Source organism: Bacteroides sp. NSJ-39 (genome assembly GCF_014287315.1).
Taxonomy (GTDB): Bacteria; Bacteroidota; Bacteroidia; order Bacteroidales; family Bacteroidaceae; genus Bacteroides; species Bacteroides finegoldii.
Genome location: NZ_JACOOB010000010.1, coordinates 1 through 17,998, shown reverse-complemented (window position 1 = coordinate 17,998; position 17,998 = coordinate 1). Strand labels below are relative to the sequence as shown.

The 17,998-nt window shown below is 39.8% G+C and carries 9 protein-coding genes; all 9 read left to right on the top strand.

Going from position 1 to position 17,998, the window contains the following annotated elements; all coding sequences use genetic code 11:
- The first annotated feature begins 25 nt into the window (after positions 1–25).
- The 9 genes from H8S63_RS12510 (at position 26) to ltrA (ending at position 17,735) form a co-directional block, all read left to right on the top strand.
- On the top strand, positions 26–3,388 hold the full coding sequence (locus H8S63_RS12510) for a SusC/RagA family TonB-linked outer membrane protein (protein WP_007757116.1): 3,363 nt from the start codon (positions 26–28) through the stop codon (positions 3,386–3,388).
- 17 nt (positions 3,389–3,405) lie between these two features.
- Positions 3,406–4,899, top strand: coding sequence for a RagB/SusD family nutrient uptake outer membrane protein (locus tag H8S63_RS12505; protein ID WP_032839895.1), 1,494 nt, complete (start codon positions 3,406–3,408; stop codon positions 4,897–4,899).
- 20 nt (positions 4,900–4,919) lie between these two features.
- Entirely contained in the window at positions 4,920–5,693 is a 774-nt protein-coding gene (locus H8S63_RS12500) for a DUF4843 domain-containing protein (protein WP_186926959.1), read from the top strand.
- Between the two features lie 18 nt (positions 5,694–5,711).
- Positions 5,712–7,427 carry a PKD-like family lipoprotein gene (locus H8S63_RS12495; RefSeq protein WP_186926958.1) on the top strand — a complete coding sequence of 572 codons (1,716 nt, stop codon included), beginning with the start codon at positions 5,712–5,714 and terminating at the stop codon, positions 7,425–7,427.
- 23 nt (positions 7,428–7,450) lie between these two features.
- Positions 7,451–9,787, top strand: a complete 2,337-nt coding sequence (locus H8S63_RS12490) for a prolyl oligopeptidase family serine peptidase (RefSeq protein WP_186926957.1) — start codon at positions 7,451–7,453, stop codon at positions 9,785–9,787.
- Positions 9,788–9,804: 17 nt separating this feature from the next.
- Complete coding sequence (locus tag H8S63_RS12485; RefSeq protein WP_022274746.1) at positions 9,805–12,162, top strand: DPP IV N-terminal domain-containing protein; 2,358 nt, start codon at positions 9,805–9,807, stop codon at positions 12,160–12,162.
- A complete protein-coding gene (locus H8S63_RS12480) occupies positions 12,146–14,863 on the top strand; it encodes a prolyl oligopeptidase family serine peptidase (protein WP_186926956.1) in 2,718 nt (905 codons plus the stop codon). Before H8S63_RS12485 ends, H8S63_RS12480 begins: the two co-directional genes overlap by 17 nt.
- Positions 14,864–14,868: 5 nt before the next feature.
- Complete coding sequence (locus H8S63_RS12475) at positions 14,869–15,291, top strand: lipocalin family protein (RefSeq protein WP_186926955.1); 423 nt, start codon at positions 14,869–14,871, stop codon at positions 15,289–15,291.
- Between the two features lie 953 nt (positions 15,292–16,244).
- On the top strand, positions 16,245–17,735 hold the full coding sequence (gene ltrA, locus H8S63_RS12470; RefSeq protein ID WP_186926954.1) for a group II intron reverse transcriptase/maturase: 1,491 nt from the start codon (positions 16,245–16,247) through the stop codon (positions 17,733–17,735).
- The last annotated feature ends 263 nt before the right edge of the window (positions 17,736–17,998 follow it).

Sequence of the window (17,998 nt, the reverse complement as noted above, 5' to 3'; positions counted from 1 at the left end):
ATTAGATAAGTTTAATTGTTAATTTATGAGAGAAAGACGATGGCTGCTATGTTTTTTAGTGGCGATGTGCTGCACGCTTAGCACATGGGCTTTACCGTCACAAGACAAGACGGTGACTTTGAATCTGCGTAATGTCTCAATCGAGACGGCTTTGAATGCAGTGAAGAAGCAGACAGGAGTGAATATGTTGTATAATTCGCAAATGTTTAAGGGAGTTTCTCCGGTATCTGTTAATGTGAAAAATGAGAGATGGGAAGTGACCCTTAAGCTGATTTTGAATCCGAAAGGATTTGATTATGCAATGAAAGATGGTATTGTTGTCATTCGTAGGATGCATACAGAGAAGCGGGTAAATCGTATCCGTGGTACGGTATTTGATGCAAATAAAGAACCTATACCGGGAGCCAGTATTATTGTGAAAGGAACCCGTACAGGGACTTCCACCAATATTGAAGGTGAATTTACACTGGATGTGAGAGATGATAAAGTAGCTTTGGAAATCTCTTTTATCGGTATGAAAAAGCAGACTCTCCAGGTAGATGCTTCTCGTAAGAAAATGCTCGAGATAACATTGGTGGATGATGTCAAGACATTGGATGATGTGGTAGTAACAGGATATAGTAATGTGCGTAAGACTAGTTTTACCGGTAGTTCTACGCAGATTTCGGGTGATGATTTACGCAAGGTGTCGCAGACCAACGTAATCGGTGCTTTGCAGACATTCGACCCTTCTTTCCGCTTGGTTAGCAATGCCCAGTTCGGTTCCGATCCGAACGCACTTCCGGAGATGTATATACGTGGCCGTTCCGGCTTTGGGGTAAAAGAACTGGATAAAGATCAACTTTCCAAATCAAATCTCGAAAATAATCCTAACCTTCCTACTTTCATTATGGATGGTTTTGAGGTGAGTATCGAGAAGATATATGACTTGGACCCTACCCGTATTGAGAGTATGACAATTTTAAAAGATGCAGCTGCTACGGCTATTTATGGTTCTCGTGCTGCAAACGGTGTGGTAGTTATCACTACAGTTGCTCCAAAGCCGGGAGAAGTCCGTGTTTCTTATAATTTTACCGGAACTTTGGAAATGCCGGATCTGAGAGACTATAATCTGGCTAATGCATCTGAAAAGCTAGAGATAGAACGTCGTGCAGGTTTGTATGACAAAGGTAATAATGGCAACAACACAACGGCAGATGGTTTGAATAAATATTATGAAAAATATGCATTGATTCAAAGTGGTATAGATACAGATTGGTTGTCTTTGCCTTTGCGTAATGCTTTTGACCATAAACATAGCCTTTATATAGAAGGTGGTACTCCTAATTTACGTTATGGGGTTGATGCATCATACAATGGTGGTAATGGGGTTATGAAAGGGTCAGGACGTGACCGTTATAGTATTGGTTTTTCATTGGATTATCGAGTAAAAAAACTACAAGTAAAAAATACGGTAAGTTTTGGACATACTAAGTCGAAGGAATCTCCTTATGGTGCTTTCAGTGATTATACAAGTTTATTGCCCTATGAGACTCCTTATAAAAATGGTACTTTGGTGAAGCAGTTGTACTATTCTAGGAAAGGTAGTAATTCTGTTAATAATCCTTTATATGAAGCCACACTGAGCAATTATGAGTGGAGTGCTTATGATGAAATTATAGATAATCTGAGTGTAAACTGGTATTTGAACGATTATTTAACTGTTAAGGGTCAGTTTAGCGTAACTAAACAATATACCAGTAGTGAGCGTTTTTATGATCCGTTATCTTCTAAAGTTTCAGTTTATGGTACTACGGATACCAAATTGCAGGGTGATTTGTTCACCGGTGAAGGTAGTAGCTTGAGTTGGAATTCTAATGCTTTCTTATATTATACCCGTAGCTTTGGAAACCATAACTTTAACTTTTCCGGTGGTTGGGAAGCCTCTGCTTATAATACCGAGAACACCTCTGCCCAATATCGTGGTTTTCCGTCCGGTCAGTTTAATTCGTTGAATTATGCTTCCGAAATTTACAAAAAGCCGACTCTTACAGAAAATACGACACGTCGTGTCAGTATATTGGCTACTCTGAATTATACTTGGAATGATATTTATTTGGCCGATGCTTCCGTTCGTTTTGACGGCTCTTCCGAATTTGGTGCAAATCAGAAATGGGCACCTTTCTTTTCCGGTGGTTTGGGTGTGAACATTCATAATTATGATTTCCTGAAAGGAAATGAGAAGATTAATAAATTGAAGGTACGTGCATCTTATGGTCGTACCGGTAAAGTGAATTTCCCGGCTTATGCAGCAACTACTATGTATGAAACTTTATTTGATGAATGGTATATTACAGGTTATGGAGCTGTTCTTAAGGCGTTGGGTAATAAAGATTTGTCATGGGAAAAGACTGACAAATTCAATTTTGGTATTGAGACCCAATTCTTTAATCAACGTTTAACAGTTGATTTGGACTATTATTATGAGAAAACAATTGATTTGATTAATGATGTGACACTGTCACAAACTTCAGGTTTCTCCACCTACAAGAATAATATGGGTGAGGTTGAGAACAAAGGTTTTGAAATGCAGATACGTGCCGATATTTACAGAGATCGTAACTGGTCAGTTGCTTTATGGGGAAATATGGCTCATAATAAGAACAAAATATTGAAGATTTCTGATTCTCAGAAAGCATATAATGAACGTGTTGCGGAATTTTATAAAAAAGAATTACAATATCAGGCAATTTATAATACTTCTTTAAAAGATGCCAATTATGCAGTTCCGATTTCGCAATATGCGGAAGGGGAATCATTGACTTCTATTTGGGCAGTCCGTTCTTTAGGTATTGATCCGACTACAGGAAAAGAGCTATTCTTGAACAGAGACGGTAGCATTACTGATACATGGGATGCAAGCCAAGAGGTGGTTGTGGGTAATACTGAACCAAAGCTAAACGGCTCAATAGGTCTGAATGCTACGTATAAGAACTGGAGTTTATTCGCTGCTTTTCAATATGAGTTTGGAGGTCAGGAGTATAATCAGACTTTGGTAGATCGGGTGGAAAACGCAGATATTGCTAATGGTAATGTAGACTTGCGTGTTCTAACCCAACGGTGGCAAAAACCCGGAGATGTTGCCGAATTTAAAAATATTGCAGATAGTAAATTAACGACTTTACCGACATCCCGTTTTGTGCAAGATAAAAAGTATATTCGACTGAGTGCTTTGACATTAAGTTATGACTTTAACAGGGAATGGATTAAGAAGCATTTACATATGAATATGTTACGGTTGGAAATGAGCTCCAGTGATTTTATTAATTGGAATTCTATTCGGCAGGAACGCGGTTTGAGTTATCCCAAATCTTGGAAGGTGGATTTCTCGTTAAAAGCACAATTCTGATAAAAGGAGAAAGAAATATGAAAAAGATATATAAAACGATTGTCTTACTAGGGACGATAGCAACTTTAGGAACATCATGTAATGATTGGTTAAATGTATATCCGTCCGATCAAATCAAAGAGGAGTTTCTTTTTGAAACAGGAGATGGATACCGTGCAGCATTGAATGGTATCTACCGTAAAATGACTTCATGGAGTATTTATGGCAGTAATCTGAAATGGGGGATTATAGATGCTTGGGGGCAGGTATATGATATGGAACTGTCTGCAATCGCCAATGGCGGGCAGCCTATGAAGAAAATTGAGATTCTGGATTTTAAAAATTTAGAGCTGACTCCAACTACAGACCAAATGTGGAGTGATGCATGGAATATAGTGGCAAATTGTAATGAGTTGGCGCAACAGGCGGAATTGGCTGATAGTACACTTTTTTATGAAGGAGAGTCGGAGCGCCGGATGATTCTGGGAGAAGCCATCGGTTTGCGTGCTTACCTTCAGTTTGATTTGTTACGTGTATATGCTCCTTCACCTGCTATGAATCCGGGAGAGCGTACATTTATTCCATATGTAAACACCTATCCGGCTTATGTTAATAATCGTGAGACGGTTTCCTATTGTTTGGAGCAAATTATTAAGGACTTGCGGAAAGCGCAGGATCTGCTGTTGAAAGTAGATCAGAATTCAAATTGGAGCGACCGTTTTGAAGAAGTAAAGAATGACGAAAACCTGTTTAAGGCCAGTCGTGGATTTCGGTTGAACTATTATGCCGTTACTGCCGAATTGGCTCGTGTGTATCTGTATGCAGGTATGCCTGACAAGGCATATGAACAAGCTGATATTATTATTCAGAAAAGTGATTTATTTGCTGCACTGACTGATAGAGAAGAGGCGCTGAAGAGAATAAAAGATGGTAATTTGAAAATGTATGATGACATTATATTTGCACTTTACTCTCCTACAGACCAGGTGGAGTGGGATCGCTTGATAAATCATTCTGATGATAAGGCTGAAGGTAGTACAGATAGAGAATATTTTTTAGGTATTTCTTCTGCTATTGCCAGAGAACGTTATGGTGATGATTTGGAAACGGACTGGCGAATTTGCAATCAAATGGAACAGAGAAAGAGTGGTGATTATCGTACATTAAAATATTACGAGCAGTTGAATAGTTATAAATATGCTGAAGTCAACAACATGATTGTACCTATGTTCCGTATGTCGGAGGTCTATTATATTGCTGCAGAAGCTATTTATAAAAAAGATCTGGACAAAGCGAAAGACTATTTGAAGCTTGTGAAAAAAGGCAGAGGAGTTGAAGATGATTTAGGCAATGTGACAGAAGCAGATTTTATGGATGTTCTTGTGAATGACGCTCAGAGAGAATTTCTGGGAGAAGGACAGACTTTTTTCATGTTCAAGCGTTTAATGAGGACAATGAAAGGAAGGGAAGAAGTACAAGCGACTGAAAAGAACATGGTGTTGCCGTTGCCCGAATCGGAGAGTGCTATTTAATTTAAAAAGAATAAAAACTTATGAGAACAAAAGATATATTGTTTGCAGGAGTAATGGTATGCATGGGCATGTCATTCTTTATTTCCTGTCAAGAAGAAGGACTGGTTGTTAATGGTAATGATGTATCTTATATCAACTTTAATAAAGACATAACAAAAGATACGACTAGAATTTGTTTTGAGTTTTATCCTATGGAAGAAGGTATGGATGTAAAAATAGCAGAAGTGCCGATAGAAGTGGCTATTTCCGGTAAAGTTCAGGATAAAGATCTGGAATTTACTATCGGGATAGATGAGAGTCTGTCTACTTATCCTGCATCCCAATGTATTTTGCCGGAAAAATGCATTTTTAAAAACGGACAACTATTGGATACGATTTATGTAAAGCTGAAAAATTCGGATGATTTAAAGACGGTTACCAAGTATGTTGCATTAAAAATAAATGCAGGTGGTGAAGTCAGTGAAGGCTTAGCCACCTATTCCAGGGCTATCATTGCTGTGACAGACCGTCTTGTAAAACCTGAATGGTGGGACTATAAAGACCTATATGACGGTGAGTACAGTTCGGTTGACTGGTATTATCTGGGAGATTATTCGGATACCAAGTACCGTCTGTTTTTAAAAGTGTTACAGGAGAATGATGATGTATTGTTCGATGGTAAGGATAAGGTGAAATTGCGCAAATATTCTTTGCAATTAAAGTATATGGTAGAAGAAATAAACGCTGGAAGAGATCCTGATGATCCGTTGAGGGATGAAACAGGTGTGATTATTGAAATACCGGTTGTAGGATAATTAAAGATTAATGATAGTATGAAAAGAATATTGATATATATATATGTTTTGGCTGGCATAATGAGTTTTTCAGGTTGCCTGGATGATGAAAACAACTATGATTATAGTGAATTTAACGAGTTGGAGGGGAGAGAGATTGGAGGAATGAAAGACGAATATTTTCTTTCGTATGCTCAAAAGTTGACTATTACTCCGACTTTTGAATTTACTATTGATAAAGAAAATCCGGATGTATCTTATGAATGGAGACTGGATGGTGTATTGTTGCCGGAAGAAACCGGACCTTCTTGCACTTTCAGTTTTGAGCGTGGGGGGGTACATGAAGTTACTTATACAGTAATCGATAATAAAAGCGGGGTTAAGTTTTCCAGGAGTTGTACGCTTAGGGTACGTTCACCATTCACTCGTGGTTGGTTGATATTGAGAGAAGGTGAATCTCAGGAGTCTGAACTTTCTTTTGTCGGTGCCAGTTCGGTTCTTCATAAGATGACGGTTACTGATGGTACAACAATAGCTGAGATTGACAGAGACTCGCTTGTGTATGATCAAGTAGTAGAGAAGGTTTCGGATGGATTGGGATCTAACCCGGTCGGGTTGTTTTTGAATGCAGGTTATTTAGGTCCGTATGGTGAAGTTTTTGAGACAAGTGATGAAGTGGGAGTGATGCAGGACCGCTGGGTGGAACTGAACGGTAGCACGTTAGAGCGCTCTGTTTATACAGAGGATGAGTTTAGAGGAGATTTGCCGGAAGCCGGTTTACATCCTCAGGCTGCTGCTATGACTTTTTCCGCTAAAGCTTTGTTAAATTCCGATGGATATATTTATTGGGCGGGTACGGCTTTTGCCAGTGATTTTCATTCTTGTGCTTATACCTCCTTTCCGTTGGGAAAGGATAAAAAGTTCAAGGGAGTTTATCCAAGCTTTAAGCTCAATAAGCATCATGGAGCTATTCCGGCTTATACAGCGGATAATGAAATTGTGGGGATCATTGATGATGCGGAAGTTGTTTCTTATGCTGAACCTAGTATAAAGGAATCGACTTATAGCAGTGGAGTGCATAGTGTACAAACAGGAGAGTATGAGGAAGATCCTGTAGATGATAGATATAAATTGGGGAATGGAGAATTGCTTACTATAATGCCGGCAACCTCAAATGATGAGGGGTATCAGGATGTTAAACCTAGTTGGGTCGCAATTGTACGTAACGGTTCTCAGTATGAACTGTTATATTTTCAATGGAAAGTGGGAAATTATAGCTATTCAAGCAGAGTTTCTACCAAAGTATTTGAAAAATTCTCACTTGATGGCTTGAGTGGATATACAGATATGGCAGTATTTAATATCAAGCAGTATGTGGTAATTGCTAATGGAAACGATTTGTGGTATTTTCAATATGGGGCAGGTGATAAAGCGGTGTTGAAAAAGTTGCATTCATTTGATTCTCCTGTTAAGGCATTGGCTGCTAATGATATTAATGTATGGTATTCTGGAGAACCGGCTAAATGGCAACCGGAACATAACGGGCAATTAGGAGTAGCATTAGAGGATGGCACGTTTGGCATTTATGAAGTTTGGGAAACGGAAGACAAACAGGCGTTGGCTACAGATGTGAAGATTAATCAGCTTTTCCCAGATCCAAAGGCTGAGACCCCGGTGAATAATAATTTTGGCAATATTGTAGATATTATTTACAAATATGGCTCTATCCGAGATTTTGTATCATTCAATTTTTAAAAAGAAAATCATCCAGACACGATATGGGATATAAATTTGGAATACTATTGGCTTTATTTGCCGGAGGTTTGGTTACTGTTGCCAAACCTCAGCAACAGGCTAATTATGAACTTGCAGAGAAGTTCAATGCTTTTGATTTAGGTGGAAAACTTTCCAGAAATAGCTTGGCCATTTATCCGCATGAGATTAATGGTACAGATAATTTCTGGTTTGATTTTCAGACAACAGACGGGAAATTCTATTATTATGTGACTCCGGCAAATGGCAAACGGGAACTGCTGTTTGACAATGATGAAATGGCAATGGCTCTTACGGAGTTGACGAGAGAAACAATTGATCCTAAGGACTTTTCATTCCATGAATTTAAATTTTCCAAAGACCAGAAATCATTTACTTTTGAACATAGAAGCAAAACTTATGAGTATAATCGCATAAATCGTAAGTTGAAAGAAATCAGAAAGACAGATGACGATAAAAGGACGGAGGGAGAAGTTATATATTCTTGGATGAATTTTTCTCCGGACAGAAAGTATATTCTATATGCAAAGAACCACAATCTTTATGTAAAGGGAAATAAGGCATTGGGAATGGATACTACCGAAGTGCAATTGACTTTCGACGGGATGCCTTATTATACGTATGCACGAGAGCGGGATGGATTCGAACCAGATAAAGAAATGGCTACCAATGCGCGTTGGTGTAAAGATAGCCGCCATGCTTACTTCGTTTTGGAAGATGAACGGAAATTACGTGATTCTTGGGTGATTAATTCTTTATCTAAAGTCCCCCAATTGGAAAAATATAAATATGAATTTCCGGGTGACAAGCATGTAACACAATATGAATTAGTGATTATTGATGCGGTGAATAAAACAGCCAGAAAAGCGAATGTTGATAAATGGCCTGATCAGTATGTAATGGTGTTTGAAACTTCTTCCAAAGGCGATTTGGTGTTCTTTGAACGCACTAAACGAACGTGGGATGAAGTGGATGTCTGTTCTGTAAATACAAATACGATGGAGGTAAAAGAAATTATTCATGAAGTGGATAAACCTTATCGTGATCCTCATGCTCGTAACGTTGTCATATTAAATGATGGAAAAGATATCTTGTTCCGTTCGGAACGTACCGGATGGGGGCATTATTATCATTATGACGGAGATGGAAATTTAAAGAATACTATTACATCCGGTAAATGGAACTGTGGTCATATTGTGGCTATTGATACATTGGGACGAGAAATTTATTTCTACGGTTATGGTAATGAGGACGTTAATCCTTTTTACTACAGGGTGTATAAAGCAAATATTGATAAGGAAGGGGCTACGCTTATCAGTAAAGAAGACGGGCAGCATAATGCTCATTTTTTGCAGTCGAGACGTTATTATGTTGATACTTATTCACGAGTAGATATGGAACCGAAAATTCTTTTGAAGAATGATCAGGGAAAGACTATCGTTGAGTTGGCAAAGCCGGATTTACGGGCTGTATATGATGCCGGATGGAAACAGCCGGAACGGTTTGTGGTAAAGGCTGCTGATAATGCTACTAATTTATATGGCGTGATGTGGAAACCTTCGGATTTTAATCCGAATAAAAAATATCCGATTATTTCTGTAGTTTACCCCGGACCTTATTTCGGATTTGTACCTACTGGATTTTCTTTATCCGACAGATACAGTTTGCGTATGGCACAATTGGGATTTATCGTAATCGCTGTAGGACATCGCGGTGATTCTCCTATGCGAGGAAAGACATATCATCGTTTTGGTTATGGTAATATGCGTGATTACCCCTTAGCAGATGATAAATATGCTATCGAGCAATTAGCCAGCCGCTATTCATTTATTGATATTAATAAGGTGGGCATTTATGGTCATTCGGGTGGTGGCTTTATGGCAGCATCAGCTATCTTGACTTATCCGGATTTTTATAAAGCTGCTGTTTCTTGTTCCGGTAATCATGATAATTATATCTATAATCGCGGATGGGGAGAATGTTATAATGGTGTGAGGGAGATAGAAAAGACTGTGAAAGATAGTTTAGGTAATGAGAGAAAAGAATACGAATATAAATTTAGCGTGAAAACAAATGCCGAGCTTGCGAAGAATTTGAAGGGGCATTTGATGCTTGTAACCGGTGATGAAGATAAAAATGTAAATCCGGCTCATACTTATCGTTTAGCACATGCTTTAATTGAATCCGGCAAGGATTTCGATATGCTTGTCATTCCGGGTGCCGGTCATGGATATGGCTCTGCTGATAAGTATTTTGAGAAAAAAATGTATCGTTTCTTTGCAAAGTATCTGCTGGGAGATGACCGGGCGGATTATTGGGGAGACATTAACCGCAACAAATAGGACAATAGATAAGATTTATGAAAAACTCCCTCTTCAAATATGCATGTCCGGTGGTTGCCTTGTTGGTATGCGGCTTTGTCAGCGCACAGCAGAAGGCGAATTATAAGCTGGCGGAAAAGTTTCGTTTGTTGGAGCAGAATCCTATAGTAAAGTATTCGACAGAAGTCAGGCCGACATTTATTAACGATACGGATTGTTTCTATTATTCTTTTACGACACGTGAAGGAAAGAAATATTATTATGTTAATCCGAAGAAGAAAGAAAAACGTTTGTTATTTGATACGGATGAACTATTAAGCAAAATTGCAGCATATACAAAGAAAGCTTATTCTTCGGCAGATCCATATTTGTCTTTCACCTTTATGAAAGATAACGAAACGATTCGCATTGATTTTGACCGTGGGCTTTATACGTATAATATTCATACGAAAGTGTTGGAGAAGCTTAATGAAAAGCCTTCTTATGGGAATGCTGACCCGTATTGGATGAAATATTCGCCGGACAGTCTTTTCTTTTTATATGCAAGCCGTCATAATTTGTATTTTGTAGGCAATCCTCAAAAGGGGCAGGATACCATACCTGTAAAATTAACCGCTGATGGGGAAAGGCATTATACTTTCAACCGTGAAGAAGAAGGAGAATCAGAAGGACGGTTTGGAGCCGAATCCGCTCATTGGATTCCGGGTACTCATCGTTTTTATGCCGTGCGTGAAGATAATCGGAAAGTTCGTGATTCATGGCTCATCAACTCGTTGGATACTCCTTATCCGACATTGAAGACATATAAAGCCGAGCTTGCAGGCGATAAATATGTTACCCAATATGAATTGTTAATTGGTGACGTGGATAGCCGTGAAGTGAAGAAGATTGATATTAACCGTTGGCCGGATCAATATATCGATGTCCTTTACGTCTCGGGAGATGGAAAGCGTTTGTATTTTCAACGTTATAACCGCACGTGGAATCAGGCGGATATTTGTGAAGTGGATGTGGAGACGGGAAAAGTCCGTGTCGTGATTCATGAGGAAAACAAGCCTTACCTTGACTACCAGATGCGTAATGTTTCCTTCCTGAATGACGGAAAAGAAATCCTTTTCCGCTCTGAACGAAATGGGTGGGGACATTATTATCTTTATGATACGGCTACCGGTAACCTGAAAAATCAAGTGACGGATGGTACATGGGTAGCCGGTCCGATAGCGAAGATTGATACTGTTAGACGTAAAATTTATTTTTATGGTTACGGTAGAGAGAAGGAAATCGACCCTTATTATTATATTCTTTATGAGGCACAGTTGGACCGTTCGAATACGCTTCGTCTGCTTACATCGGAGAATGCTTCACATGAGGTCAGTATTTCTCCGTCTTGCCGATATTTGGTAGATTCTTACTCTACTGTTTCGCAGGAACCGGTAAATGTGGTTCGTAACCGGAATGGAAAGATAATCATGACCTTGGAGAAACCGGATCTTCAGCCTGTCTATGAGATGGGATGGAAAGCACCGGAACGTTTTAAGGTAAAGGCTGCCGATGGGGTGACCGATTTGTATGGTGTGATGTGGAAACCTGCTGATTTTGACTCGACGAAAGTGTATCCTATTATTTCGAATGTTTATCCGGGGCCATTTTTTGAATATGTACCTACACGCTTTACGATTAACGATGTTTATAATACACGTTTGGCGCAATTGGGATTTATTGTAATCACTGTAGGGCATAGAGGTGGTACTCCGATGCGGGGGAAGGCTTATCACACTTACGGATACAACAATATGCGCGATTATCCGTTGGCGGATGACAAGTATGCTATTGAGCAACTGGCCGCCCGCTATCCGTTTATTGATATTACTAAAGTCGGTATTTACGGGCACTCAGGTGGTGGATTTATGTCGGCTGCTGCCATTTGCACTTATCCCGATTTTTATTCGGCTGCCGTTTCGTCGGCAGGTAATCATGACAATCGCATTTACAACAAAGGTTTTGTAGAGATTCATTTCGGTGTAGACGAAAGGGTGAAAACGACTAAAGATAGTTTGGGAGTGGAAAGTACAACTTATGATTACAGTGTTCGTGTGCGCCCGAATCAGGAGCTGGCGAAGAACTACAAACATGGCTTGTTACTGTTTACGGGTGCGATGGATAAAACTGTAAATCCGGCCCATACATTGCGTCTGGCGGATGCATTAATTAAGGCAGACAAGGATTTCGATTTGTTTGTATTACCGAAATGCACGCACGGATTCTTCGGTGAGTCTGAAGAATTTTTTGAACATAAGATGTGGCGTCATTTTGCCCGTTTGCTGCTATATGATAATTCGGCTGATTTTGATGTTGATTTGAATAAAGATATGATTAAAGATGACAGGAGAAGATAAGATGAATCGGATATTTATGTATATAGGGGTTATAGTGGGGTTGGCGTTAGGAGCTAATCTTCCGGTTGAGGCTCAGAAAAAGTCGTTGGATATAGAGGCATGTACATTATGGAAGCGTATTGATGCACCGGATATTTCACCGACAGGCAGATGGGTGACTTACCGTATATCGTTAATGGAATATAATCCGGATAACAGAGAAGAGAAGCCATTGCATCTATTTGATTCTCATACTCGAAAAGAGATATTGTTGGATGGTGATATAGAAAGATTGGAATTTTATAATAAGGACCAGGGAGCTTTTTATCAACAGACAGACTCTGGGGGAGTAATGAAAACAATCTTGTTATCGTTGCCTTCAGGAATGAAGACCGAATGGAAGCACCAAGAGGATTTTCACCCTGTAGAAGGGACCCCTTATTCAATTTCGGTTATTAATGTACCCAAAGATACTACAAATCATGTTCCGGCTTTTAACAGGCTGGTGATACGTCATCTGAAAACAGAGGTTGCTTTTCATATTGACAGTATCGGCTATCATACCTTGTATGACGGAGGACGTTCTATTCTTTTCATTCGTAAAAAGTCCGGCGGAAACGAGTTATGCTATGGTCCTTTAGCTGGTCCATATAAGACTCTTTATCAAAGCTCTATAAAGAAGGAGCCTTCTTCTTATAGTTTTAATGAGAAAGAGATGACTGGAGAGTTTAGCATAAATGATTCTTTGTGGTATGCTTTCTCATTAAAGAAGCCGGGTTGTAACCTGTTTTTTGACCGGAAAGAGATTGTTTTGCCTGATGGTATGTCTATCGGACGTATTGACTTGTCTAAAAGCCATAATTTTCTGAAACTTGAACTTCGGGGCTCACAGCAAATTTCACGTAGAAGGGAAGAACCGGAGAAGAAACCGGACAAGAGCTTTGAATTGGAGTTGTGGACATGGAATGAAATGGAGGTTCCGACTTTACAAAGAGGTGGACGTTATAGGCAAGATAAGTCGGTGACGTATATTTATGATATTTCTTCTAAAAAGCTTACTGAAGTAGCTTCATCTACTGTAGATTTACTCTTACCGTCGGGAGCGGAAAAATTGGATTATGTGCTTTACACGGATGAATCTCCGTATAAGATGCAACGTGAATGGTTGGACCAGTTGCCGTTTGATGTTTATTCAGTGAATGTGCATACAGGTGTAAAACAATTGATCGGACGTAGTTATCGTACTACTCCAAAATGGTCGGTGAATGGTAAGTGGGCGGTAATGTACGATCCTATTGCGCAGGTTTGGAATAAATTTGATGGTGCTACCGGTAAGGTTGTAAATATATCAGATGCTATCGGTTATCCGATGTTCGTGGAAAGTTATGATCAGCCAGCTCCTGCTCCTGCTTATGGAATAGCTGGGTGGACGGCTGACGGGAATCATGTATTTCTGTATGATGCATATGACTGGTGGAAAGTAGATTTGACCGGAGAGCGACAGCCGGAGTGTCTGACTAAAGGTTATGGTCGCAAACATGGCAAGTCTATTCGTAAAATGACGAGTAATATAGATAAAGACGTTTTTCAGAAGGATGAAACTGTCATTGTTAGTCTTTGGGATAAAAACACAATGGATGAGGGGGTTTATCAGCTTGATATGAAAGGGCGTCTGAAAAAACTGATGGAAGGCCCTTATACATATAATATATACCGTTTTTCCGATAATCATAAGTATTGCGTCTGGAATCGTCAGAATATAACAGAATTTAGAGATTTGTGGTGGAGTAAAGCAGACTTTTCAAATCCGGTCAGGGTGACGAATGTTAACCCTCAACAAGCGGATTATAAATGGGGTACAGTTAAATTGGTAAAGTGGACCAATTATGAGAATAAAGAAAATAAAGGGTTGCTTTATTTGCCTGAAGATTATGATCCTCAAAAAGAATATCCGGTGTTGGTACAGTTTTATGAGACTCATTCCGGTGAATTGAATATTTATCATGCCCCGTTGTTAAGCAGCGCGTTGGGAGATCCTGTATATTTTGCTAGCAACGGTTATATTGTGTTTATGCCGGATGTACATTTCACGGTTGGAACCCCCGGTCAGAGTTGTTATGATGCTGTAGTAAGCGGAACAAAATATCTGATAGAGCAGGGGATAGCACATCCCGGGAAAATAGGTTTGCAAGGACATAGTTGGTCTGGCTATCAAACATCATATTTGGTAACCAAGACAGATATTTTTACCTGTGCTAATATAGCGGCTCCTATCACGGATATGGTGACCGGCTATTTAGGAATACGTAATGGAAGCGGTCTGCCACGATATTTTATGTATGAGGAAACACAAAGTCGTATGGGAAAGACTTTGTGGGAGGCAAAAGATAAGTATCTGGCAAGTTCTGCAATTTTGGAAGCAGACAAGATACATACGCCTTTATTGATATTGCATAATGATCAGGATGAGGCTGTTGCGTATGAACAAGGTCGTGCCCTTTATCTGGCAATGCGTCGTCTGCAACGTCCGGCATGGTTGTTGAATTACAAAGGTGAGGGGCATTTTGTAATGGGTAGGGGTGCTCAGAAAGATTGGACTATCCGGATGATGCAGTTTTTCGACTATTACCTGAAAGGAACAAAAGAACCGCGTTGGATGAAAGAGGGTATTCATTTAAGAGAACGTGGGATTGATCAGAAATATGATTTACTAGAAAAATAAATAAAATGAAGAAATTATTAATTACAGCTATGGCTCTGTCTTGTTTTGCATTCAGTAGCTACGGACAGGACAAAGTGGAGAAACAAATTATTGGTAAATGGTGTAATCCTTATACTTATAAATCGACAGGTGAACTGAAAGGTTTTGAATTTAAAAAAGGTGGGAAGTGCTCTGCAATCAATATTCCCTCTTTGGATTTAAAAACTTGGAAGATTGATAAGGATGGTTATTTGATTATCGAAGGATTCAGCAAGGAAGATAATGGAAAGGTAGAAGTATATAAGACCCGTGAACGTATTGGGCTCTTGTCTCCAGACTCATTGCAACTGGTTACACAGGAAGCAAACCCGAGATTGGCTTTTTTGTATCTGAATACGAAATCGATAAAGAAGTTGGTTACTCCGGAAGTTGCACCAAAAGAAAAGTAATAAATCTCTCTCTTAATAATTTAGTGTTAATTTAGCATTATATTGCTAATAGAAGCACCTCATCGTAGGGATTACGATGGGGTGTCCTTTACTTTTTTATATCAAAATTGTAGCTCATTATGTAAATATTTATCAAGTTATTACGATATGTTCTGAACAATTTAATATTATATTTAGCATGGAATATCGCTATTTAATTGTATTTTTGGCACAAAATGCCCAAAATGGATAGCAGAGAGATTTCCAATTTATCGCATAAATAAAGCGGTAGAGATCAAATAATAAATTTCTCTCTCTTGAATAAATAGTGTTAGCAGGGATATTCCTGAAATAGGAAAATTTAAGGCAACTACTTCATTGCGAGTTAGTTGCCTTTTTTGTATCTTTAAGCATTCCGTGCGACAAGAAGTCGTATAAGTAATTGTTTAGCACTGCGTCTAAACCTATTGTTCCGTCAATAGTAGCCTAAAGAGGCGTGCTTTACTAGTAATGGTTTGGTGCGAAGCCCTCTTGACAATGCTGTCCTTTACAGAAATATCCAATGTATGGGCTGTTAGGCTGACTGATATGAGTAACATATGTGAATCGCTGCACCATCGTAATAAAGAAATAGCTTACGGATATTTACAAGCTATAGCCAAAAGGCGGGCAGTCAGGATAGTCTTTTTGGGATGTAAGGCTACACGGACAGCATACTGCCGGTGGAGAGGCGGACTCTAAGTCAATCGTCAGTTACTTGTATGGAACTTGGTAAGCCCGTAGTTTCTCCTAGCTGTATTCGGGTAGGTAAGCTAATCGCAAGAAAAGCCGAACGAGGTGCGGGTAAAGGATTGCGGAGAAAGCGAAAGCTTCCGTGTAATGCGGAGGATAGAGGTTTAAACGTCACCTCATGCGAAAGCAGGCAGACTTCCGCAGGGTAATTCTTTGTGAAACGATTGTAGAACTCGAAAGAAATGAAGAAACAGCAAAGGAGCAAGGCGAAAGCCGAGTGTGCATCTTCAGCCAAGCACAGCAATACATGGAAAGAAATAGATTTTTCCAAATGTGAGTGCAAGGTTAGAAAGCTGCAAATCCGAATAGCAAAGGCTCAGAAAAAGAAAAGGTACAACAAGGTCAGAGCCTTGCAACACCTTCTTGTCACTTCTTACGAAGCCAAGGCATTGGCTGTAAGGAAGGTGACCTCCAATAAAGGCAAACGTACGGCAGGGGTTGACCATGTATTATGGGACACTGATGCCAGGAAGGTAAACGCATTGTGTTCTTTGAAACGGAGAGGGTACAGAGCCCTCCCACTGAAAAGGGTCAACATACCCAAGAAGAACGGAAAGATGAGACCGCTCGGGATTCCAACCATGAGGGACAGGGCTATGCAGGCTCTTTATCTGATGGCATTGGAACCAGTTACGGAAACAACAGCGGATGCTAACTCTTATGGGTTTAGAAAGTTCAGGAGCACGGCAGACGCCATTGATGCCCTGCACAGATGGCTAAGCAGGGATTGTTCTCCCCAATGGATATTGGAGGGGGACATCAAAGGGTGCTTCGACCACATCAGCCACGAATGGCTTCTCGATAACGTACGAATCGACAAGCATATCTTAGGGAAATGGCTGAAAAGTGGAGTCGTATTCAACAAACTGCTCCAACCGGTCGTAGAAGGTACTCCGCAAGGCGGTATCATCTCACCGACACTTGCCAATGCCGCACTTGACGGCATGGAAAGAATACTGAAAGAGAAGTATAAGGTAAGTTATATCGATGGGAGGCTCTATCATCCGAAAGTGAATTGCGTGCGTTATGCGGACGACTTCATCGTTACAGCAGACAAACGGAAAACATTGGAGGATATAAAACACATGCTGACAAGGTTTCTTGAGAAGCGTGGTCTCATGCTATCCGAAGAAAAGACACTGATAACACACATCAGCGAGGGATTTGACTTTTTGGGGTTCAATGTCCGGAAGTATAACGGTACATTGATAATCAAACCATCTAAGAAAAGTCAAAAACGGTTCACCGTCAAACTGCATGAAATAATCCTAGCCAAAGGCAAAGCATTGTCGCAGCAGGAACTGATAGGGAAACTCAACCCTATAATACAGGGATGGGGGAACTATTATAGTCATGTGGTTTCAAAGGAAGTGTTCTGCCGATGTGATCAGGTCCTGATAAATCAGATAAAGAGATGGGCATATCGCAAGCATACCGACAAGTCAAGAGAATGGATACGGAACAAATACTTTATCCGTGATGGAAACAGAAGCTGGATATTCGGACTCGAATATGTATGTGGTGGTATAAAGGATAAGTTCATACTACGTAAACTGGCAGACATTCCAATCAGGCGACATGTCAAGGTGAAGTGCGAAGCCAATCCGTTTGACCCTTCATGGGATACCTACTTTGAAAGGCGGAAACGAAAGTATGCCTGGCAACGTGCATAATAAAACTTTATTGGAAACAAGTCATCGAAAGAGCCGGTTTAATTTCGTGAGAATTAAATTTAGAATTATCGGAGCTGTATGCGGTGAAAGTCGCACGTACAGTTCTTAATGGGGGAAGCGGCAGTAATGCCGCTGACCTACATACCCCCCAAAAAACGGTTTGACGACCAAAACGGGGGTAATCTAAAATAAAAACACATGGTAAAGATACAAAAAATCTCAGAAATCGAACCTCGTTTAGGTTTTACCGAGTTCGATATGCT

What these genes read in the sequence shown, in the direction of transcription:
- H8S63_RS12505 (WP_032839895.1), top strand. Translation starts at nt 3,406, where the DNA reads ATGAAAAAGATATATAAAACGATTGTCTTACTAGGGACGATAGCAACT.
- H8S63_RS12495 (WP_186926958.1), top strand. Translation starts at nt 5,712, where the DNA reads ATGAAAAGAATATTGATATATATATATGTTTTGGCTGGCATAATGAGT.
- H8S63_RS12480 (WP_186926956.1), top strand. Translation starts at nt 12,146, where the DNA reads ATGACAGGAGAAGATAAGATGAATCGGATATTTATGTATATAGGGGTT.
- H8S63_RS12510 (WP_007757116.1), top strand. Translation starts at nt 26, where the DNA reads ATGAGAGAAAGACGATGGCTGCTATGTTTTTTAGTGGCGATGTGCTGC.
- H8S63_RS12490 (WP_186926957.1), top strand. Translation starts at nt 7,451, where the DNA reads ATGGGATATAAATTTGGAATACTATTGGCTTTATTTGCCGGAGGTTTG.
- ltrA (WP_186926954.1), top strand. Translation starts at nt 16,245, where the DNA reads ATGAAGAAACAGCAAAGGAGCAAGGCGAAAGCCGAGTGTGCATCTTCA.
- H8S63_RS12500 (WP_186926959.1), top strand. Translation starts at nt 4,920, where the DNA reads ATGAGAACAAAAGATATATTGTTTGCAGGAGTAATGGTATGCATGGGC.
- H8S63_RS12475 (WP_186926955.1), top strand. Translation starts at nt 14,869, where the DNA reads ATGAAGAAATTATTAATTACAGCTATGGCTCTGTCTTGTTTTGCATTC.
- H8S63_RS12485 (WP_022274746.1), top strand. Translation starts at nt 9,805, where the DNA reads ATGAAAAACTCCCTCTTCAAATATGCATGTCCGGTGGTTGCCTTGTTG.